We start from the raw sequence: 20,037 nt of genomic DNA, 5'->3' as shown, positions 1-20,037 counted from the left end.
GGATTCTCCAGTGGGGTCGACCGCGTGTACCCCCGCGTTCTACCATCGTTGGCCCATGAGGTCCCGCCTGATCGTCTTCCTGCCGCTGCTGCTCCTGTTCGCCGCGGCTCCATCGGTCGCCGCGGCAGCCTCGATCGCGGTCGACCGCGGGTGCTACGCGGACGCGGGCACGCGGAAGGACACCGTCCGTCTGAGCGGCAGCGGATTCACGCCGAACGCGCAGTACCAGGTGACGCTCGACGGGCAGCCGCTCCCGGGCGGCACGGGCTCGACGGACGCCGCCGGCAACGTCAGCGGCTCGTTCGCGTCGCCGCGCCTGCGGCCCCGGGACCGGCAGCAGACGTTCCTCCTCGGCCTGCAGGAGGGCGCGAACACGGCGAAGACGACGTTCACCGTGTCCCGGCTGCTCGCGGACTTCGCGCCGGCCTCGGGCGACCCGCGGTCGCTCCGGGTGCGGTTCTCGTTCTTCGGCTTCGGCCTGTCGGACGCCGCGAAGCCCCCGACGCCGGTCTACGTGCACTACGTCCGCCCGGACAACGGCAGGGTCCAGCAGACCGTCCGCCTGGGGACGGCGAAGGGAAGGTGCGGCACGATCGCCCGGACCGCGAAGCGGAAGCTGTTCCCGTTCGCCCCCCGGCGCGGCGCATGGAAGCTGCAGTTCGACTCGTCGAAGACGTATCGCCGCGGGACGAGCAAGAGCCCGTTCCTGTTCTTCACGGTCGTGGTCAACGTCCGCCCGACCTGATCGTCCGGCGGCGGCGCACGACGACGGGCCCCACCCGTTGGTGAGGCCCGTGCCGTGACTGTCCCGCGTCGTGCGCGCGGCGCCTACCCCACGAGGGCGCCGACCTGCGTCGCGACGAGGCTTGCGTTCGTGACCGTGTAGGTGTCCGCGCCGGCGGACTTCGCGCAGCGCAGGGACACCGTCGTCGTGTCGGTCAGCGTGAAGGCACCGCCCATCGTGAACTGGCTGATCGCGTTCGCCGCGACCGGCAGCACGGTCTGGTCGAACGGGACGAGCACGTTGTTCACGACGCTGGACACCATGCAGGCCGGCACCGAGGCGCCGCCCGTGTTCTCGAGCACGAGCTTGGCGGCGAAGGTGTACGAGCCGGCCGGCAGGCTGATCGAGCCGACGGTCTGGCTGGCCGGGACGACGCCGACGTTGTGCGTGGCCTTCTTCAGCGCCGAGGCGTTGCTCGGGCCGCGCTCGCCCGCGGCGCCGTTCGCGCCGGGAGCGCCAGGCGCGCCCTGGTCGCCCTTCGGCCCCGGAGCCCCCGGGGCACCGGCGGCCCCGGCCTTGCCGGCGGGCAGCTGCCCGGCCTTGAAGTCCTTCGCGAGCAGCGAGCGATCCTTGACCTTTGCCGACGTGACCGAGGAGGAGGCGAGGTCGACGCTCTTCACCTGGCCGTTCTTGATGGTGGCGGAGCCGACGCTGTTCTTCGCAAGCTGGGCGGCGGCGTACGAGCTGCCGCCCAGGGCGACGAACAGGGCGAGCAGCGCGACGACCATGGAGGGCGACGGACGGCGGTTCAGGCGGGGCACGGTGAGTCCTTTCGGTGGGGAGCCGGCGCTGCGCCGGCGGTTGGATGTCTCTCCAACCGGCTCCCCACCCAGGACTTACGCGGGCGGCGAGAGAACTTCTGCGCGATCGGCCCGGGTGAGCACGAGCTCCCCGTCGCCGGCCTCGACCGACACCGTGTCCCCGGGGCCGAACGTCCCGTCCAGGATCGCCAGCGCCAGCGGGTCGACCAAGCGCTTCTGGATCGTCCGCTTCAGCGGGCGCGCGCCGTACGTCGGGTCGTAGCCGAGGTCACCGAGCAGGACGCGCGCGTCATCGCTCAGCACGACCTCGATGTCCCGCTCGCGGACCCGGCGGACCAGCCGCTCGACCTGCAGGTCCACGATCGTGGAGAGCTGCTCGCGGTCCAGGGCGTGGAACTCGACGATGTCGTCCAGCCGGTTGATGAACTCGGGCTTGAAGGTCGCCTCGACCGCCGCCTGGAAGCCCCCGAGGGCCCCCGCGCCGACGTTCGACGTCATCACCAGCACGGCGTTCTTGAAGTCGACGGTGCGGCCCTGGCCGTCGGTGAGGCGGCCGTCGTCCATCACCTGCAGCAGCGCGTTGAAGACGTCCGGGTGGGCCTTCTCGATCTCGTCGAGCAGGATCACGCCGTACGGCTTGCGGCGCACCGCCTCGGTGAGCTGCCCGCCCTCCTCATAGCCGACGTAGCCGGGGGGCGCCCCGACCAGCCGCGCGACGGAGTGCTTCTCCATGTACTCGGACATGTCGATCCGGACCATCGCGTCCTGGCTGTCGAACATGAACTCGGCGAGGGCCCGCGCGAGCTCCGTCTTGCCGACGCCCGTCGGCCCCAGGAAGAGGAAGCTGCCGATCGGCCGGTCGGGGTCGCTGAGGCCGGCCCGCGCACGGCGCAGCGCCGAGCTGACCGCGGCGACCGCCTCGTCCTGGCCGACGACCCGCCGGTGCAGCCGGTCCTCCATGTGGACGAGCTTCTCGACCTCGCCCTCCAGCATCCGGCTGACCGGGATGCCGGTCCACCGTGCGACGATCGCCGCGATGTCCTCAGCGTCGACGACGTCGCTCAGGAAGCCGTCCGTCCCCGCCCCCGTGGTGCGCTCCTCGACCTTGGCGAGCTCGGCCTCGAGCTCCGGGATGACGCCGTAGCGCAGCTCGGCGGCGCGCTGCAGGTCCGCTTCGCGCTGTGCCTTCTCGATGTCCTGGTGCGCGGCCTGCAGCCGCGCCTTGACCTCGGCGACCGCGTCGATGGCGTCCTTCTCGCCCTGCCACTCGGCGCGCATCGCGTCGGCCTTCTCGCGCAGCTCCGCGAGCTCGCGGTCGAGCGTGGCCAGGCGCTGCACCGACGCGTCGTCGGAGTCCTTCGCGAGCGACGTGCGCTCGATCTCCAGCTGCATGATGCGGCGGTCGACCTCGTCGATCTCGACGGGGACGGAGTCCTGCTCGATCCGCAGGCCGGCCGACGCCTCGTCGATCAGGTCGATGGCCTTGTCCGGCAGGAAGCGATCGGCGATGTAGCGGTGGCTGAGCGTGGCGGCGGCGATCAGCGCGGCGTCCTGGATCGTGACGCCGTGATGGTCCTCGTAGCGCTCCTTGAGACCGCGGAGGATCGCGATGGTGTCCTCGACCGTCGGCTCGTCGACGTTGACGGGCTGGAAGCGCCGCTCGAGGGCGGGGTCCTTGGCGACGTACTTGCGGTACTCGTCCAGCGTCGTCGCGCCGACGGCCCGCAGCTCGCCGCGCGCGAGCATCGGCTTCAGCAGGTTCGCGGCGTCGACCGCGCCCTCCGCGCTGCCCGCACCGACGATCGTGTGCAGCTCGTCGATGAAGAGGATGACCTGACCCGCGGCTTCCTTGACCTCCTTCAGGACGGCCTTCAGCCGCTCCTCGAACTCGCCGCGGTACTTCGCACCCGCGACCAGCCCGCCCACGTCGAGCGCGACCACGCGCCGGTCCTCGAGCGACTTCGGCACGTCGCGGTCGACGATGCGCTGCGCGAGGCCTTCGGCTATGGCGGTCTTGCCGACGCCGGGCTCGCCGATCAGCACCGGGTTGTTCTTGGTCCGGCGCGAGAGCACCTGGATGACGCGGCGGATCTCCTCGTCGCGGCCGATGACCGGGTCGAGCTTGCCGTCCGCGGCGGCCGCGGTGAGGTCGACGCCGAACTTGTCGAGCGCCTGCAGCGTGTCCTCGGGATTCTGGCCCGTGACGCGACTGGAGCCGCGGACCTCGGTCAGCGCCGTCAGCAGATCGGCCTTCGTGACCCCGGCGGCGCGCAGGGCGTCGCCGGCCTTGGAGTTGTGGCCGGCCAGCGACAGCAGCAGATGCTCGGTGGAGATGAACTCGTCCTTGAGCTCGCGCATCTCGTGCTCGGACGCGCGGACGACCTGGAGCAGCTCCGACGCGGCGCCGCTCACCTCGCCCCCACCGGCGGACATGGTCGGCAGCGCGGACAGGGCGCCGGCCAGCTGCGCGCGGATGGCGGACGTGTCGACCCCGAGTTTCGCCAGCAGCGGCGCGACGATCCCGCCGTCCTGCTCGAGCAGCACGGCGAGCAGGTGTTCCGGCGTGACCTGCGGATTGCGGCGGTCCTCGGCGAGCGTGGTCGCCTGCTGGAGAGCCTCTTGCGTCTTGATGGTGAAGCGATCGGCGTTCATCGTGATCTCAGTGTACTCGACTGAGATTTTCCTTCAAGGCCGACTGAGGCCACGGGCGGTTGCCGACCTGGGCCCCCGGGCACACCGGCAGCATGAGCAACGACGACAAGCACGCCCCGCCGCACGACTCCGAGGCCGAGGAGCCGCTCGGGCCTGCCACCCCGGACGACGAGTCCGCGGCCGGCGACACGCCGGAGGTGCACGACGACATCACGGCGCACGACCTGCCGAAGGACAACCCGGCCCGCGCCGACCTGGTCCGCGAGCAGGGCGAGGACACCCCGACGCGCGGGAACGTCTGACCGGGCGCGCCGCGGCTCAGCCGGCGGCGCGGTCCGCGTCGGCCAGCAGCTTGCGCAGCTGCGCGACGTCGATCTCGACGGTCTCGCCGGTCGACTCGACCACGTCGGCGTCGGCCGGCTCGACGCTGCCGACCGCCTCGGGCGGACTCTGCGCCGGATCGGTCGCCTGCTTGCGCGGCGTGGTCGGGACCAGCGAGATGTGCGGGCGCGGCGGCAGCTGGATGACGGACGCCTCGCCGGGCTCGGCGGCCAGCCGGCGACCGGGGGGCGCGATGTGGGTGTGCATCGTGATCGCGGTGCCCTCGGGGCCGAAGTCGAGGCCGACGTGGCCGCGCAAGCGCGGGCCCATCGCGCCGACGATCAGCATGCCCACGCCGAGGACGATCAGCGGGACCGAGAGCGCCGACCCGGAGCCCAGGTGCAGGCCGAGCAGGGTGATGAGCAGGCCAAGCAGGACGGTGCGCAGGCCGCGCCGCTCAGAGAGCTCGCGGACGATGACCCGCAGGCCGCGCCCCGCCTGACGCGCACCCTTGTCGAGCAGGACCTCGGTGCGGTCCAGCAGGCGCTCGGTCTTCGACGGCCCGGTCGGCGCGGGGGGCCACGGGGCGGCCGGCTCGGTCGGCGGACCGGCGACCGGCTCGGCCTTGCCGACGTCCTCGAAGGTCACGACCGGCGGCGCCGGTTCTGCGGGCGGGGTGGTCGGGGTCGCGGACGCGTCGCTCATGTCATCGCACTACCCAATCCGGCCGCTGCTTCCTCCCAAGTCGGCGCACGAACATCCGGCCGGCGTCAGCGTGCGGCCAGAGTCGGCGCACGCCGCGCTGCAGAGGTTTCAGATGAGCGCCGGGCCGGCGCTCGGTGCGCGTGCTCAGTCGCGGTCGATGCGGATGCGGCGCCCGCCGCTCGGCGGCTCACGGCGCGGCGCCGGCAGGATGTCCGGCTGCGGGCGGTACGGGACGATCTCGGCCCGGAACGACCTCCGGACGGCCTCGATCTCCTGCTCCATCTCGGCGCGCATCTCCGACGAGCGCTGCTCGAGCGCCTGCAGGCGGGCCGTGGCCCGCTCGAGCTGCTCCTCGAGCTCGAGGACGCGCTCCACACCCGCGAGGTTGAGTCCCAGGTCGCCGGTCATCTCCTGGATCCGCCGGAGCTTCTCGACGTCCGACTGCGAGTACAGCCGTGTGCCCTTGGCGGAGCGCTGCGGCTCGATCAGGCCCCGCTGCTCGTACATGCGCAGCGTCTGCGGGTGCATCTCCGCGAGCTCGGCCGCGACCGAGATCATGAAGACACCGCGATCGTCGGAGATCGTGATCCGCGTGGTGGTGCGCGTCGTCCGCCGTGGTGGGTCCTGATCTGACATCAGCCCTCGCTCTTGCCGCCCTTGCCCTTGCCGCTGCTCTGGCCGGCGCCCTCGGTCGTCGCTGCGAACAGCCGCGACCGCGGATCGCCCTTCGTGGCCTTGGAGAGCTTGTCGACCGCGTCGGACTGCTCCTTGGAGAGGTCCGACGGGACGTCGATCACGAAGCGGTAGTGGATGTCGCCGTGGCCGCCGCCGCCGAGCTTCGCCGGCCCCTCGCCGCGCAGCCGCTGGACCGTCCCTGAGCTGGTCCCGGCCGGGACACGGAGCTTCTTGCGGCCGTTCAGCGTCGGGACCTCGACCTCGGCACCGCGCGCGGCCTCGGGGAAGGTGATGGGGACCTCGACCTCGACGTTGTCGCCCTTGCGGTCGAAGATCGAGGAGCTCTCCACGTGCGTGAGGACGAACAGGTCCCCGGGCGGGCCGCCGTTGATGCCGGCCTCGCCCTTGCCGTTGATGCGGACCTTGGATCCCTCGCGTACCCCCGGCGGGATGTTCACGCGGTACTTCTTGACCGTCCGGATCGAGCCGCTGCCGCGGCAGGTCGCGCACGGGTCCTCGATGATCGTCCCGCCGCCACCGCACTGCGAGCACGGCGTCGAGATCGAGAAGACGCCCTGGCCTTGCGCCTCCACGCCGCGGCCCTGGCAGCGCGGGCACATGATCGGGGAGGTGCCGGGCTTCGTCCCCGCCCCGCGGCAGGTGCCGCAGGTCTGGGCCGTCGGGACGGTCAGCGAGACCTGGACGCCCTCCATCGCCTGCTGGAACGTGACCTGGACCGACGTCTCGACGTCGCGGCCCTTCTCCGGCCGCTGACGCCGCTGGCCGCCCTTCCCGCCGCCGGGCGGACCGCCCGGAGCGTTGCCGAAGAGGTTCGAGAGGATGTCGGAGATCCCGCCGAAGTCCTGCGGGCCCGCACCCCCGGCGAAGCCGCCGCCCGGGGCACCGCCCGGCGCGCCGCCACCGAACAGGCTGGACAGGCCGCCGCGGTCGTACTGCTTGCGCTTCTCGGCGTCCCCGAGCACGTCGTACGCGCCCTGGACCTCCTTGAAGCGCTCCTCGGCGCTCTTGTTGTCCGGGTTGCGGTCCGGGTGGTACTGGCGGGCGAGCTTGCGGTACGCCTTCTTGACTTCCTCGGGCGACGCCTTCTTGTCGACGCCGAGCACCTTGTACAGGTCTTCGCGGGCCATGCTGTCCTGGACGCGCCGGCCTACGCCGACACGACCACCTTCGCGGCGCGCAGAACGGCGTCGCCGTAGACGTAGCCGGGCTGGTAGACGTCGATGACGAGACCCGGCGGGGTGTTCTCCTTCGGCATCTGCGTCAGCGCCTCGTGCCGGTGGGGGTCGAACGGCGCGCCGAGCGGGATCTCGACGGTGATGCCGACGCGGGTCAGTGCGGCGGTCAGCTCGTTCTGGACCAGCCGGATGCCGCGCGTGAGCGTGTGCTCGGCGTCGCCGTCAGCCGCCTCCGCGGCCGCGAGCGCCCGGTCGAGGTTGTCGAGCGCGGGCAGCAGCTCCTTCGCGAGCTTCGCGACCCCGCGGGCCTCGGCGGCGCCGACGTCGCGACGGGCCCGCTTGCGCAGGTTGTCCATCTCCGCCGCCGACCGCAGGTACAGGTCCTGGTAGTCGGGCTCGGGGGCCGGGGCGTCGGCGGGGGCGTCCCCGCCCGCGGCGGCTGCCTCCGCGTCCGGGGTGTCGTCGGACGCCAGCGCGCCGGTGGAGCCGTCCTCGGCCGCGACCGGGGCAGCAGCGTCCGCGGCCTCACCGTCGGCGATGCGCGGGTCGATACCGCCGTCGACGGCGGGATCGGCTGCGTCTGGCGCCGGTTCCGGGTCCACCAGCGGGCCGTCGGGGACGGCCTCGCCGGCAGGGTTCTGATCAGCGGCGGACATCGGGCTACCGGCCCTCGTCCACGACCTCGGCGTCGACGACGTCCTCCTCGACGTCGGCGTCCGCGCCGGTGGTCTCGCCGCCGGGGAACGGCGACGGCTCGCCGGACGCCTGCGCGGCCTGGGCCTTCTCGTACATCGCCTCGGAGACCTTGTGGAACGCGCTCTGCATCGCTTCGGTCTTCGCGTTGATCTCGGCCGCGTCGTCGGACGTGAGCGACTCGCGGACGGCCTTGATGGCCTCCTCGATCTCGGTGCGGGAGGACTCGTCGACCGCGTCGCCGAGCTCCTTCAGCTGCCGCTCGTTGGCGTACGCCGCCGACTCGCCGTTGTTGCGGGCCTCGGCCAGCTCACGCGCCTTCTTGTCGGCCTCGGCGTTCGTCTCCGCGTCGGAGACCATCGCCTTGATCTCCTCGTCGGAGAGGCCGCCGCCGGCCTTGATCTCGATCTTCTGCTCCTTGCCGGTGCCGAGGTCCTTCGCCGACACGGACAGGATGCCGTTGGCGTCGATGTCGAAGCCGACCTCGACCTGCGGGATGCCGCGCGGCGCCGGCGGGATGCCGGTCAGCTGGAACTTGCCGAGCGACTTGTTGTACGTCGCCATCTCGCGCTCGCCCTGGAGGACGTGGATCTCGACCGAGGGCTGGTTGTCCTCGGCCGTGGAGAAGATCTCCGACTTGCGCGTCGGGATCGTGGTGTTGCGCTCGATGAGCTTCGTCATGACGCCGCCCTTGGTCTCGATGCCGAGCGTCAGCGGGGTCACGTCGAGCAGCAGGACGTCCTTGACGTCACCGGACAGGACGCCGGCCTGAATGGCGGCGCCGACGGCCACGACCTCGTCCGGGTTGACGCCGCGGTGCGGCTCCTTGCCGGTGAGCTCCTTGACCTTCTCCTGCACGGCGGGCATGCGGGTCATGCCGCCGACGAGGACGACGTGGTCGATGTTCGACGCGCCCTTGTCCTTGGCGTCGTCGAGAGCCTGGCGGACCGGGGCGACGATGCGATCGATCAGCGGGGTCGCGAGCTCGTTGAGCTTCGAGCGGGTCAGGCGGACGTCGAGGTGCTTCGGGCCCGTCGCGTCAGCCGTGATGAACGGCAGGTTGATCTGCGACTCCTGCGAGCTCGACAGCTCGATCTTGGCCTTCTCGGCCGCCTCGTACAGGCGCTGCAGGGCCATCGGGTCCTGCGTGAGGTCGATGCCCTGGCTCTTGCGGAACTCGCCCGCGAGCCAGTCGACGATGTTCTTGTCGAAGTTGTCGCCGCCGAGGTGGTTGTCGCCCGCGGTCGACTTGACCTCGAAGACGCCGTCGCCGATCTCCAGGACGGACACGTCGAAGGTGCCGCCGCCGAGGTCGAAGACGAGGATCGTCTGGTCGGCCTCCTTGTCGAGGCCGTAGGCGAGCGACGCGGCGGTCGGCTCGTTGATGATGCGCTTGACCTCGAGGCCGGCGATTTTGCCCGCGTCCTTCGTGGCCTGGCGCTGGTCGTCGTTGAAGTACGCCGGGACGGTGATGACCGCGCTGTCGACGGTCTCGCCCAGGTACGCCTCGGCGTCGGCCTTCAGCTTCGCGAGGATCATGGCGCTGATCTCCGGCGGCGAGTACTGCTTGCCGTCGGCCTCGATGCGCGCGTCCCCACCCGGGCCGGCGACGACCTTGTAGGGGACCATCGACTCCTCCTCGCGGACCTCGGCCTCCTTGCGGCCGACGAAGCGCTTGACGGAGAAGATGGTGTTCTGCGGGTTCGTGACCGCCTGGCGCTTGGCGACGGTGCCGACGAGGCGCTCGCCGCTCTGCGCGAAGGCCACGACCGACGGCGTGGTGCGGCCGCCCTCCGCGTTCTCGATGACGGTCGGCTCGCCGCCTTCGAGGACGGCCATGCACGAGTTGGTGGTTCCGAGGTCGATGCCGATGGTCTTGGCCATGGGAGGGTGCTCCTTGGGGACGGTGTGACGGTGAGGTTCGAGGGGCGCCGCGGGGGCTGTCTCGTTCGCTGCTACGAAATCTTAGTGGCAGTGTAGTAGATCTTGCGCGGCGTCCCCCTGCGGCGCCGTTCGGACAGCCGCGGGCCGTCGTTGTTGAACCGACCGGTTCGGATTCGACCGCCCGGTGGAAGCGGTCGGGGAACCTTCGACCGGATGTCGTAGAGGCCCCATTTCATGCGGTCTAGCTTCGTGGAGAGCCCCGTGACCGCCCCTCTGGAGACCTCCGCATGAGCACCACCGTCAGACCCGAGACAGACCTTCCCGTCGCCGGCGCCCCGGCACCCGGATCGAGCAGCCGCGGGCGCTGGATCGACCACTGGGACCCGGAGGACCCGACGTTCTGGGAGGCCACGGGCAAGAAGATCGCCCGCAAGAACCTGATCTTCTCGATCTTCGCGGAGAACATCGGGTTCAGCGTCTGGGTCCTCTGGACGATCATCGTGCTGAACCTGGCCAATGCCGGGATCACGCTGTCGCTCTCGGAGCTGTTCTGGCTGACCGCGGTCCCGAACCTGATCGGCTCCTTCCTGCGGATCCCCTACACGTTCGCGGTCCCCCGCTTCGGCGGCCGGCTCTGGACCGGCATCAGCGCGTCGCTGCTGCTGATCCCCTGCGTGCTGCTGGCCACGGTCGTCCCGAGCGGATGGCTCGCGGGCCAGTCCCACGACACGCAGTTCTGGGTGCTGCTCGCCTGTGCCGCGACGGCCGGGTTCGGCGGCGGCAACTTCTCCTCGTCGATGGCGAACATCTCGTTCTTCTACCCGGAGGGCAAGAAGGGCCTGGCGCTCGGCCTGAACGCGGCGGGCGGCAACCTCGGGGTGGCGACGGCGCAGCTGCTGGTGCCGCTGGTCCTGATCATCGGGGTCTCCGGCGCGGCCGTGAAGCTGCCGGTGCACGAGGTCAACCTCGCCTACGCCGGGCTGATGTGGATCCCGCTGATCCTGTTCGCCGCGTTCGGGGCGTGGCGCTACATGGACAGCCTCACGCAGGCGAAGGCCGACACGTCGTCCTACACCCGCGCCCTCTCGCACACCGACACCTGGGTGATGTCGCTGCTCTACATCGGCACCTTCGGCTCGTTCATCGGCTACTCGTTCGCGCTGCCGCTCGTGATCAAGAACACGTTCCCGGAGTTCCTCGCCGGGCATCCGTTCATCGCGACCTACCTCGCCGGCCTGGGCTTCGTCGGCGCGCTGATCGGGTCCGTCGCGCGGCCGTTCGGCGGCTGGATGTCGGACCGCATCGGCGGCGCCCGCGTCACGCTCGCGTGCTTCGTCGGCATGGGCCTGTTCACGATCCTCGCGATCGTCGGGGTGAACGAGCACAGCTTCGGGATCTTCTTCGGCGCCTACATGGTGATCTTCCTGTTCGCCGGCATGGGCAACGGCTCGACGTACCGGATGATCCCGGCGATCTTCGCGGGCCTCGGGCGCAAGGAGGCCAAGAGGACCGGCCAGGAGGCCGGCGCGCTGCTGATCAACTACAAGCGCCAGGCTGCCGCGGTGATCGGCATCGCCGGCGCGATCGGCGCGTTCGGCGGCTTCCTGATCCAGGTCGCGTTCCGGCAGTCGTCGCTCGACGTCGCCGCCGCGGTGAAGGCGGCGAAGGACCCGGCCGAGAAGCTGGCCGTCGCGTCCGCCCAGTCGGACTGGTCGCTGCCTGCGCTGTACGTGTTCCTCGGCGCGTACGTCGTCATGGCGCTGGTGACCTGGTACCGCTACATGCACCAGGTCGACCGGAAGATCGAGGTCGCCCCAGGCATGGAGCACGCGGCGATCTGAGCGCCGCGGCTCAGGCGGGACGGACGTCGAAGACCCGCAGCCCGCGCGCCCGGTAGTTCGGCAGGGCGCGCGGGTCGTCGTCCGTGCAGGTGTGCAGCCAGACCCGCGGCGCCAGGGTCAGCCCGCGGCGCAGGGCGTCGGCCAGCAGGTGGCCACCGAGCCCCGTCCCGCGGGCGTGGGCCAGCAGCCCGAAGATGCTCACCTCGGCGCTGCCGGCGGCGACGTCGAGCTCGTAGTAGCCGGCGACGGCGTCGCCGAGGCGGGCGACATAGGTCTCCACACGGGCGTGGTGCGCGACCCAGGCGTCCTCGTCCCAGGGCAGGCGGTCGGTCCAACGGTAGTCGGCGCCGATCGTCCGGTAGAGCTCGCGGCTCAGCGCGACGTCGGGGCTGCGGTCGACGCGCAGGCCATCCGGAGCGGGGCGGGACGGGGCCACGATCAGCGCTGCGTCCGTGAGCTCGAGGCTCGTGATGATGACGACCTCGCCCACGCCCCCATGATGCCGAACCCGACGGGCATCGGACTGGGTGATGAAACACGGGTCTCGGCGCGGGTGGGCCGATGGAGAGAGCCCGGACCCGGGTCAGGCCAGGGCGCCCCAGACCTCCGTCACCGCGGCTGACGCCGCCACCGCCGCCGGCAGCGCCGCCGCCAGCGTCGGCGGGTAGAAGTCGCTCGCGGCGAGCTGGCCGAGCAGGACCCCGGTGACCGCATCGCCGGCGCCGGTCGCATCGCGGGTCCGGGCCGGCACGCCGGGGACGTCCAGCCGCAGGCCCGGCCCGCGCAGCAGGGCGCCCGCGGGTCCGAGCGTCACCACCACGTGCTGCGCACCGCCGGCCAGCAGCGCCTGCGCGGCGGCGGCCGGGTCCTCCTCGCCGGTCAGCGCGGTGGCCTCGCTGTGGCTGCACTTCACGAGGAACGCGTCCTCGACGCAGCCGCGGGCGACGCTGACCGCGCGGGCGGTGTTGGCCCAGCGTCCGGGCCTGAGGTTCGGGTCGTAGACGACGGGGACGCCGCCCGCGAGCGCGGCGTCGCGGGCCGCGAGCGTCACCGCGCGCTCCTCCTCGTCGACCATCGTGCCCGTGGTGAGGACGAGCGCGTCGGCCCCGCCGACCGCGGCCGGCAGGCGCTCCGCGAGCGCGGCCATCGCCGCCGAGGCCGCCCCCGCATGGATCAGGAAGTCGGGCTCGCCGTCCGCATCGACCGCGACGAAGGCGACAGCTGTCGCCTGGCCCGGGAGCGTCGCCAGCAGGCTCGTGTCGACGCCCTCCGCGCCGATCCGCTCGAGCAGCCATGCGCCCCACGCGTCCGCCCCGACCCCACCGGCCAGCGCGACGCGCGCACCGAGCCGCGCCGCCGTGATCGCGACGTTCGCGGGCGAGCCGCCGACGTGCGGGACGAAGGCGGGCGCGTGGGCGATCGAGGCGACGGGCTCCTCGCAGACGAGGTCGACGAGCGCTTCACCGAGCAGCAGGATGGCCATTGCCGAGTATCTTGCCTGCCTCGATGCCCGACGTGACCCCGCACCACGGCGAGCTCGCCGGCGAACCCGTCTTCTGGCTCGACGCCGCCGGGGAGGGGGACGTCCCTGTCCTCTACGTCCACGGCGTGCCGACGAGCGCCGACGACTGGGTCCCGTTCCTCGAGCGCATCGGCGGGATCGCCCCCGACCTGCCGGGATTCGGCCGGTCCGGCAAGCGCGGCGACGGCGACTACACGATGCACCGCTACGCCCCGTGGCTGCAGACGTTCCTCGCCGATCGCGGGATCGACCGCTTCAAGCTCGTCGTCCACGACTGGGGCGCCGTCGGCCTGATCCTGGCGCAGCTGGACCCGGCGCGCGTGGAGCGCCTGGTGATCATGAACGCGCTCCCGCTGCTGCCCGGGTACCGCTGGCACCGCGTCGCCCGGGCCTGGCGGCGGCCGGTCGTCGGCGAGCTGCTGATGGGCGCCATCAACCGCTTCACCATCGGCGTGATCACCCGCGAGTCGAACGTGAAGAAGGGCAAGCTGCCGCAGCCGTGGATCGACGCGGTGGCCGAGCAGTTCGACCTCGGGACGCAGCGCGCGATCCTGCGGCTCTATCGCAGCGGCGACCCCGAGGCCCTGGTCGCTGCGGGGGCGGGGCTCGGGACGATCGCCTGCCCGACGCTGGTGCTGTGGGGCGACGGGGATCCGTACATCACGCCGGGCTTCGCGGACGACTACGGCGCGGCGATCCCGGGCGCGGAGGTCGTGCACCTGCCCGACGCCGGCCACTGGCCGTGGCTCGATCGGCCCGACGTGGTCGACACGGTCGCGGCCTTCCTCGCCGGCTGACGCCCGTCGTGCCGCCGGCGGCCCGTCACGACCCGGGGCTGCAGACGCTGGTCGACGCCGTCCACGGTCGCGGCGACCTGCCTGCCGCCGCGGTCTGCGTCCTGGACGGGGACGCCGACCTCGTCGCCTGGGCGGGGGCAGGGGCGGCGGTCGACCCGGCGCTGCGCGTGCGGGTCGCGTCGATCACCAAGACGGTGACGGCACTGACGGTGCACCGGCTCGTGGCCGCCGGCGGCCTGCGGCTGGACGATCCGCTCGCTGCGGGCGGCGGCGGGACCGGGCGCGGCGGCGGGACCGGGCACGGCGGCGGCGGCGGGAGCGAGCGCGAGGGCGGTGCGAGCGGGAGCGAGGGCGGGAAGGGTGCGGACACCGCGGGCGCGACCGTCGCCGACCTGCTCTCGCACACCGCGGGCCTGCCGCTCGAGCTCGCCGGCGTCGACTGGCTGACCGGTGCGCCGCCGGACGCCGCCGCGCTGGCCGGGCGGATCGCCGCGGCCGGGCTCTGCCCGATGCGGTCCCCGTTCCGGTACTCGAACGTCGGCTTCTGGTGGCTCGACGGGGTCCTGCGGCGGGCGACGGGTGAGCCGACCGAGGTCACCGCCGCCGCGACGCTCGCCGCGCTCCCGAACGCCGGCGGCATCGGGTTCGGGGAGGCCGACCTCGCCGGCCACCTGCTGACCGCACGCGGGCGGCTCGTCCGGCACGTCGCCCCCTTCGCGCCCGCCCGCCGCGCCTCCGGCGGGCTGACCGCGGACCTGCCGTCGATCGCGTGGCTCGGCCGCGGCCTCCTCGAGGCGCTCGCCACGACACCCGCGCTGCGCGAGCCCCGTGCGGAGATCGCGGACGGCTGGGGCTGGACCGCGGGCCTCGAGCGCTGGACCACGGCGGGCCGTGTCCTCCTCGGGCACCACGGCAGCTGGGGCGGGACGCGGACCCTGATGGTGCTCGACCCGGCCGACCGGCGCGTCGCGGTCGCCTGCGTCACGAGCGAGGCGGGGAACCCGGCGCTGCGGACGCTGCTGAGCGCGATCGGGCTGCCCGCTGCCACCCCCGAGCGACCGGCGCACCCTGCGCCGCTCCCGCTGGGCGCGTTCGCGGACGGCGTGGCGACCGCGACCCTGGTGGCCGATGATCGCGACCCGGACGGCCTGCTGCTGCAGGCCCCGGCCGGCGGCGCGCCGCAGCGGGCGCGACGGCTCGCGCCGGGACTGGCCCGCCTGCTGGACGGCCCGCACGCGGGCGAGGCGCTGACCACGCCGGACGGGCGCGTGCTGCGTCTCGGGGTCCGGTCGCTCGATCCGTTGGCGTGACGCCGCACGACCCTCGCGGGCGCGACTGGTGAATCGCACGGCTCCCACCCCGGTGAATCGGCATTCACGGCGGGGTGGCGGCTCTCACCGGTGGATCGCACGGCTCCCACCCCGGTGAATCGACATTCACCGCCCGGGGGAGGACGGAGGCCGAGGTCCTTCGGCGGAGCTCGGGGGCGGCCGGACGGCGGTCCACGAGGGCGCACGGATAGGTTGCCCGTCGTGGACCGTCCTGCCCTCTCCGACATCCCGGCGTGGGTCATCGCCGTGGTGCTCGGGCTGGCCTACCTGGTCATCGACCCACCCAGCGCGGACCTCGCGGCGCAGACCTACCGCTCCGGCCTCTTCGAGGAGCACGGGTTCCTCGCGTGGGACAACGCCTGGTACGGCGGGCACCACATGCCGGGCTACAGCCTGCTGTTCCCGCCACTCGCCGCGCTGCTGGGACCGCGCGTGGTGGGCGTGCTCGCGGCCGTCGCCGCGGCCTGGCTGTTCGAGCGGATCGCGGCCGAGCACTTCGGCGCGCGCGGCGCACGGATCGGGTCGCTGTGGTTCGCGGCTGCCACCGCGGTGAACCTCCTCACCGGCCGGCTGACGTTCGCGCTCGGCGTGGCGTTCGCGCTGGCCTGCGTCCTGGCCGCCACGCACCGCCGGCCCGGCTGGGCGTGCCTCGCCGCCGCCGCGTCGACGTTCGCCAGCCCGGTCGCCGGCCTGTTCCTCGGGCTCGGCGCCGCCGCCTGGTTCCTCGGCGGCGGCCGGCGACCGGACCCCAGCCGCTCGATGGCCGTCCGTCGTCGGGACGCGATGCTGGTCGGCGCCGCGGCGGTCGTCCCCGCGCTGGCGCTGACGGTCGTCTTCCCGGAGGGCGGGGTGGAGCCGTTCGTCCCCTCGAGCTTCTGGCCCGCGCTGCTCGGGCTCGTGCTGATCGTCGTGTTCCTGCCGCGCGACGAGCGGGTGCTGCGCTACGCGATCCTCCTCTACGGCCTCGCGACGATCGCGAGCTTCGTCCTGGACACGCCGATGGGCGGGAACGTCACCCGGCTCGGCACGCTGCTCGCCGGTCCCGTCCTGGCCTGCCTGCTGTGGCAGCGCCAGCCGCGCCTGCTGCTCGTCCTCGCCGTCCCCCTCGTCTACTGGCAGTGGACCGCGCCGGTCCGCGACTGGGTCCGCGGGAGCGGGGATCCGTCGGTGCACGCGAGCTACTACACCGGCGTCGTCGACTTCCTGCGCAGCGATCCCGACGCGGCCGCCCGGACGTTCCGGGTCGAGGTCCCGTTCACCGCGAACCACTGGGAGTCGCGCTGGGTCGGCAACCACGTGCCGCTGGCGCGCGGCTGGCAGCGGCAGCTCGACATCAAGGTCAACGGCCTCTTCTACGGGGGCGAGCTGACGCCCGAGCGCTACCGCCGCTGGCTGCTGAAGGCCGCCGTCCGGTACGTCGCGCTACCCGACGTGGACCTCGACCACTCGGCGCACGACGAGGCCGCGCTGATCCGGGCCGGTCAGCCGTACCTGCAGCCGGTGTGGCGCGACCGCCACTGGCGGGTCTTCCGCGTGCGCGGCGCCGCACCGCTCGCCGACCGCGGCGGCGGGACGGTGACGCGCGTCACCACGCAGGGCTTCCGGGTGCGGGCGACGGCGCCCGGGACGACGGTCGTGCGGATCCGGTGGACGCCGTACTGGAAGGCCGCGGGCGGCGCCTGCGTGCGCCGGGCGCCCGGCGACTGGACCGCCGTCCGCGCCACGCGCGCCGGTGACGTCGACGTCGGGATCGCGTTCACGCCGCTGCGCATCAAGGCCACCGGCGAGCGCTGCTGACGCGCAGCGATCCACGGCAGCCGTCGCAGATCGCGTTCACGGGTCGGTAGCATGTCCCGCTCGGATGCGCGCTCGTGTTGTGGACCCCATCTACGCCCGGTTGTTCCCCCAGGGGTTCATCGACGTCCTGCGCCAGCTGTTCCTGTTCGGGTCGGCCTATTACGCGTACCGATTCCTGCGCGGATTCGTGGACGACGGCCAGGGCGCCGCGACCGCGTTCGAGCACGCGCGGCAGCTGATCTCCCTCGAGCAGACCCTCGGCTTCTTCACCGAGCGCGACATCCAGGAGTGGACCGGCGGCTGGAACGTCACCACCGACATCGCCAGCCTGATCTACATGAACGCGCAGACCACGGTGGTGCTCGGGGCGATCTTCTACCTCTACCTCGTGCACAACGCGCGCTACTACTTCGTGCGCAACATGATGATGATCTCGATGGGCATCGCGCTCGCGGGCTACATCCTCTACCCGACCGCGCCCCCGCGCTTCTTCTTCCCGGAGTACGGCTTCCGCGACACCGTCTCCGAGTTCACCGGGATCTCCCACTCGGACACGAAGGTCACCGCGCTCTTCAACCCGTACGCCGCGGTGCCGTCGATGCACTGCTGCTTCGCGATCATCATCGGCGGCTCGCTCGCCAGCATCGCCAAGCGCAGGGTCGTCAAGTACCTGTGGATCGCCTACCCCGTCCTGATGACGTGGGTCGTGGTCGTCACCGGCAACCACTGGATCATGGACGCGGTCCTCGGCGCGCTCACCGCGGCGGTCAGCCTGGCCGGCGCGCGCTGGCTCGCGAAGACCCGTCCGGCGGCGTGGTCGTTCGGCCAGCCCGAGCGGCTCGAAGCCACCGCGTAGACCGCCGCGGGACCCGAAGCCCGCCCGCCCCCGCGCGGCGTCCGCCCGACGAGGGCCCGCCCGCCGTCGATTCTCCGTACCCTCCCGCGCAGCGATGTCCACGCAGCCCTCACGCCAACGCCGCGACCGTCCGTCCGCCCCGATCGGCTCCGGCGCCCGCCGCGAGATGATGCGCGACGCCCTCATCGAGTCGCGGCTGACCCCGAACGCGATCTCGCTGACGGGCCTGGCGGGCAACATCCTCGCCGCCGTCCTGATCTTCGAGCGGTACTTCTTCCTCGCCGGCCTCGCGTTCATCGCGGGGTCGATCATGGACACGCTCGACGGCCGCTACTCGCGCATGTCGGGCAAGGGCTCGCCGTTCGGCGCGTTCCTGGACTCGACGCTCGACCGCATGGAGGAGGGCATCGTCCTGATCGCGGTCGGCGCGTACTTCGCCGCCCGTGGCGACGACCTCGCCGTCGCGGCCACCGTTGCGGCCGTCCTCTTCAGCCTGATGGTCTCCTACACCCGTGCACGTGCCGAGGCGCTCGGCGTGGAGTGCAAGGTCGGGATCGCGTCGCGGGCGATCCGCGTCGTCATCCTGAGCATCGGCCTGCTGTTCGCCAAGGGCGCGGGCCTCGGCGACTTCGAACTGCTCGAGGCGTCCGTCTACGTCCTCGCCGTCCTCACGATCATCACCACGTTCCAGCGCATCTGGCACGTGCGCAGCGTGATGCTCGCCGAGGACCCCGCGAGCGTCGACGACGACGCCGCGCTCGCGCCCCCGGCGTGATCGCACGACCAACCGTCGTGTCCAATCTGTAACCCCACCCCCCGAACGGGGTGGAGTGTCTCGAACTTCCGAGAAGGGATTACCTGAACCATGAGCATCAACGGCAACGGCGCGGCGGCCACCAACGGCACCACCGCGACGAACGGCAGCAGCGGCGGTCGTTACCAGCACGACAAGGTCCGCGTCGCGATCATCGGCGTCGGCAACTGCGCGAACTCCCTCGTCCAGGGCGTGTACCACTACGCGGGCGCGGAGTCGGGCGAGGAGATCGGTGGGCTCATGCACACCGACCTCGGCGGCTACCTGCCCCGGGACATCGAGTTCACGGCGGCGTTCGACGTCAACGCGACCAAGGTCGGCAAGGACCTCGGCGCCGCGATCTGGGCCGACCCGAACGACACCATCAAGTTCACGAACAAGGTCCCCAAGAAGACCGGCGTGATGGTGCACCGCGGCATGACGCACGACGGCATCGGCAAGTACCCGGCCACGCGCATCAAGAAGGCCAAGGGCGAGACCGCGGACATCGTCCAGATCCTCAAGGACACGAAGACCGACGTCGTCGTCTCCTACCTCCCGGTCGGCTCCGAGCTCGCCACCAAGTGGTACGTGGAGCAGATCCTCGAGGCCGGCTGCGGCTTCGTGAACTGCATCCCCGTCTTCATCGCGCGGGAGCCCTACTGGGACAACCGCTTCAAGAAGGCCGGCCTGCCGATCATCGGCGACGACATCAAGTCGCAGGTCGGCGCGACGATCGTGCACCGCACGCTCGCCCGCCTGTTCCACGAGCGCGGCGTGACGCTGAAGCGCACCTCGCAGCTGAACGTCGGCGGCAACATGGACTTCTTCAACATGCTCGAGCGCGAGCGCCTGGAGTCCAAGAAGATCTCCAAGACGAACGCCGTGACCTCGGTCGCCGGTGTCGAGCTCGCCGCGGACGACGTGCACGTCGGCCCGTCCGACTACATGCCGTGGCTGACCGACCGCAAGTGGGCGCACATCCGCCTCGAGGGCGACGCCTTCGGCGGCGTGCCGCTGAACTGCGAGCTCAAGCTCGAGGTCTGGGACTCCCCGAACTCGGCCGGCATCGTCATCGACGCGGTCCGCTGCTGCAAGCTCGCGCTGAACCACGGCGTCGGCGGCCAGGTCGACGGCCCGTCGTCGTACCTCATGAAGTCGCCGCAGACCCAGCGCCCGGACGAGATCGCGCGCCTGGACACCGAGAAGTTCATCGCCAAGTACGCCGGCAAGAAGCTCGCCGGCCGCGCGCTGAAGGCGTCCGAGGCGAAGCCCGCCAAGGCGGCTGCCGCGAAGAAGGCGCCCGCCAAGAAGGCACCGGCCAAGAAGGCTGCGGTCAAGCGCGTCCCGGCGAAGAAGGCCCCGGACGTCGCCGTCGCCGCGCCGGTCGCTCCGGCCACGGAGACCGTCGAGTCGTAGCCCGACCGCT

The 20,037-nt window shown here is 72.1% G+C and carries 18 protein-coding genes; 9 read left to right on the top strand and 9 right to left on the bottom strand.

Annotated features, from left to right (window positions below; genetic code table 11):
- Positions 1–55: 55 nt before the first annotated feature.
- On the top strand, positions 56–745 hold the full coding sequence (locus DSM112329_RS01330) for a hypothetical protein (protein WP_354700005.1): 690 nt from the start codon (positions 56–58) through the stop codon (positions 743–745).
- 83 nt (positions 746–828) lie between these two features.
- Here DSM112329_RS01330 and DSM112329_RS01325 read toward each other — a convergent pair whose 3' ends face one another.
- Together DSM112329_RS01325 and clpB are read right to left on the bottom strand one after the other, a co-directional pair.
- Complete coding sequence (locus DSM112329_RS01325) at positions 829–1,545, bottom strand: hypothetical protein (RefSeq protein ID WP_354700004.1); 717 nt, start codon at positions 1,543–1,545, stop codon at positions 829–831.
- A 75-nt stretch (positions 1,546–1,620) separates the two neighbouring features.
- Positions 1,621–4,197, bottom strand: coding sequence for an ATP-dependent chaperone ClpB (gene clpB, locus DSM112329_RS01320; RefSeq protein WP_354700003.1), 2,577 nt, complete (start codon positions 4,195–4,197; stop codon positions 1,621–1,623).
- A gap of 92 nt (positions 4,198–4,289) precedes the next feature.
- Here clpB and DSM112329_RS01315 point away from each other — a divergent pair, with 92 nt between their 5' ends.
- Positions 4,290–4,499 carry a hypothetical protein gene (locus tag DSM112329_RS01315; RefSeq protein WP_354700002.1) on the top strand — a complete coding sequence of 70 codons (210 nt, stop codon included), beginning with the start codon at positions 4,290–4,292 and terminating at the stop codon, positions 4,497–4,499.
- A 16-nt stretch (positions 4,500–4,515) separates the two neighbouring features.
- Here the strand turns inward: DSM112329_RS01315 and DSM112329_RS01310 are convergent, their stop codons facing one another.
- From DSM112329_RS01310 to dnaK, 5 genes are all read right to left on the bottom strand, one after another.
- The gene (locus DSM112329_RS01310) at positions 4,516–5,223 is read right to left on the bottom strand and encodes a hypothetical protein (RefSeq protein WP_354700001.1); all 708 of its coding nucleotides are present in this window, start codon (positions 5,221–5,223) and stop codon (positions 4,516–4,518) included.
- Between the two features lie 144 nt (positions 5,224–5,367).
- Positions 5,368–5,859, bottom strand: a complete 492-nt coding sequence (locus DSM112329_RS01305) for a helix-turn-helix transcriptional regulator (protein ID WP_354700000.1) — start codon at positions 5,857–5,859, stop codon at positions 5,368–5,370.
- Complete coding sequence (gene dnaJ, locus DSM112329_RS01300) at positions 5,859–7,046, bottom strand: molecular chaperone DnaJ (RefSeq protein ID WP_354699999.1); 1,188 nt, start codon at positions 7,044–7,046, stop codon at positions 5,859–5,861. Before dnaJ ends, DSM112329_RS01305 begins: the two co-directional genes overlap by 1 nt.
- A gap of 20 nt (positions 7,047–7,066) precedes the next feature.
- Complete coding sequence (locus DSM112329_RS01295; RefSeq protein ID WP_354699998.1) at positions 7,067–7,750, bottom strand: nucleotide exchange factor GrpE; 684 nt, start codon at positions 7,748–7,750, stop codon at positions 7,067–7,069.
- Positions 7,751–7,754: 4 nt separating this feature from the next.
- Positions 7,755–9,671 (bottom strand): molecular chaperone DnaK, encoded by a 1,917-nt coding sequence (dnaK, locus tag DSM112329_RS01290; protein WP_354699997.1) that lies wholly within the window; start codon positions 9,669–9,671, stop codon positions 7,755–7,757.
- A 287-nt stretch (positions 9,672–9,958) separates the two neighbouring features.
- Here dnaK and DSM112329_RS01285 point away from each other — a divergent pair, with 287 nt between their 5' ends.
- On the top strand, positions 9,959–11,512 hold the full coding sequence (locus DSM112329_RS01285) for a nitrate/nitrite transporter (protein ID WP_354699996.1): 1,554 nt from the start codon (positions 9,959–9,961) through the stop codon (positions 11,510–11,512).
- Positions 11,513–11,522: 10 nt separating this feature from the next.
- Here the strand turns inward: DSM112329_RS01285 and DSM112329_RS01280 are convergent, their stop codons facing one another.
- A complete protein-coding gene (locus DSM112329_RS01280; protein ID WP_354699995.1) occupies positions 11,523–12,002 on the bottom strand; it encodes a GNAT family N-acetyltransferase in 480 nt (159 codons plus the stop codon).
- Between the two features lie 93 nt (positions 12,003–12,095).
- Positions 12,096–12,995 carry a PfkB family carbohydrate kinase gene (locus DSM112329_RS01275; RefSeq protein ID WP_354699994.1) on the bottom strand — a complete coding sequence of 300 codons (900 nt, stop codon included), beginning with the start codon at positions 12,993–12,995 and terminating at the stop codon, positions 12,096–12,098.
- Positions 12,996–13,018: 23 nt separating this feature from the next.
- Here DSM112329_RS01275 and DSM112329_RS01270 point away from each other — a divergent pair, with 23 nt between their 5' ends.
- From DSM112329_RS01270 to DSM112329_RS01245, 6 genes are all read left to right on the top strand, one after another.
- Positions 13,019–13,831, top strand: coding sequence for an alpha/beta hydrolase (locus DSM112329_RS01270; protein ID WP_354699993.1), 813 nt, complete (start codon positions 13,019–13,021; stop codon positions 13,829–13,831).
- An 8-nt stretch (positions 13,832–13,839) separates the two neighbouring features.
- The gene (locus tag DSM112329_RS01265) at positions 13,840–15,141 is read left to right on the top strand and encodes a serine hydrolase domain-containing protein (protein WP_354699992.1); all 1,302 of its coding nucleotides are present in this window, start codon (positions 13,840–13,842) and stop codon (positions 15,139–15,141) included.
- 222 nt (positions 15,142–15,363) lie between these two features.
- Positions 15,364–16,959 (top strand): hypothetical protein, encoded by a 1,596-nt coding sequence (locus DSM112329_RS01260; protein WP_354699991.1) that lies wholly within the window; start codon positions 15,364–15,366, stop codon positions 16,957–16,959.
- A 64-nt stretch (positions 16,960–17,023) separates the two neighbouring features.
- Positions 17,024–17,815, top strand: coding sequence for a phosphatase PAP2 family protein (locus DSM112329_RS01255; protein WP_354699990.1), 792 nt, complete (start codon positions 17,024–17,026; stop codon positions 17,813–17,815).
- Between the two features lie 94 nt (positions 17,816–17,909).
- On the top strand, positions 17,910–18,590 hold the full coding sequence (locus tag DSM112329_RS01250; RefSeq protein ID WP_354699989.1) for a CDP-alcohol phosphatidyltransferase family protein: 681 nt from the start codon (positions 17,910–17,912) through the stop codon (positions 18,588–18,590).
- A 90-nt stretch (positions 18,591–18,680) separates the two neighbouring features.
- Positions 18,681–20,027 carry an inositol-3-phosphate synthase gene (locus DSM112329_RS01245; RefSeq protein WP_354699988.1) on the top strand — a complete coding sequence of 449 codons (1,347 nt, stop codon included), beginning with the start codon at positions 18,681–18,683 and terminating at the stop codon, positions 20,025–20,027.
- Positions 20,028–20,037 lie beyond the last annotated feature (10 nt).

The sequence above is a fragment of the Paraconexibacter sp. AEG42_29 genome (assembly GCF_040581415.1).
Classification (GTDB): domain Bacteria; phylum Actinomycetota; class Thermoleophilia; order Solirubrobacterales; family Solirubrobacteraceae; genus Paraconexibacter.
The sequence above is the reverse complement of the archived record's forward strand: the minus strand, read 5'-3'. Positions and strand labels throughout refer to the sequence as shown.

Excerpts from the sequence above, each read along its gene's own strand:
- DSM112329_RS01330 (WP_354700005.1), top strand. The coding sequence starts at position 56 with ATGAGGTCCCGCCTGATCGTCTTCCTGCCGCTGCTGCTCCTGTTCGCC.
- clpB (WP_354700003.1), bottom strand. The coding sequence starts at position 4,197 with ATGAACGCCGATCGCTTCACCATCAAGACGCAAGAGGCTCTCCAGCAG.
- DSM112329_RS01315 (WP_354700002.1), top strand. The coding sequence starts at position 4,290 with ATGAGCAACGACGACAAGCACGCCCCGCCGCACGACTCCGAGGCCGAG.
- DSM112329_RS01310 (WP_354700001.1), bottom strand. The coding sequence starts at position 5,223 with ATGAGCGACGCGTCCGCGACCCCGACCACCCCGCCCGCAGAACCGGCG.
- DSM112329_RS01305 (WP_354700000.1), bottom strand. The coding sequence starts at position 5,859 with ATGTCAGATCAGGACCCACCACGGCGGACGACGCGCACCACCACGCGG.
- dnaJ (WP_354699999.1), bottom strand. The coding sequence starts at position 7,046 with ATGGCCCGCGAAGACCTGTACAAGGTGCTCGGCGTCGACAAGAAGGCG.
- DSM112329_RS01295 (WP_354699998.1), bottom strand. The coding sequence starts at position 7,750 with ATGTCCGCCGCTGATCAGAACCCTGCCGGCGAGGCCGTCCCCGACGGC.
- dnaK (WP_354699997.1), bottom strand. The coding sequence starts at position 9,671 with ATGGCCAAGACCATCGGCATCGACCTCGGAACCACCAACTCGTGCATG.
- DSM112329_RS01285 (WP_354699996.1), top strand. The coding sequence starts at position 9,959 with ATGAGCACCACCGTCAGACCCGAGACAGACCTTCCCGTCGCCGGCGCC.
- DSM112329_RS01275 (WP_354699994.1), bottom strand. The coding sequence starts at position 12,995 with ATGGCCATCCTGCTGCTCGGTGAAGCGCTCGTCGACCTCGTCTGCGAG.
- DSM112329_RS01270 (WP_354699993.1), top strand. The coding sequence starts at position 13,019 with ATGCCCGACGTGACCCCGCACCACGGCGAGCTCGCCGGCGAACCCGTC.
- DSM112329_RS01255 (WP_354699990.1), top strand. The coding sequence starts at position 17,024 with ATGCGCGCTCGTGTTGTGGACCCCATCTACGCCCGGTTGTTCCCCCAG.
- DSM112329_RS01250 (WP_354699989.1), top strand. The coding sequence starts at position 17,910 with ATGTCCACGCAGCCCTCACGCCAACGCCGCGACCGTCCGTCCGCCCCG.
- DSM112329_RS01245 (WP_354699988.1), top strand. The coding sequence starts at position 18,681 with ATGAGCATCAACGGCAACGGCGCGGCGGCCACCAACGGCACCACCGCG.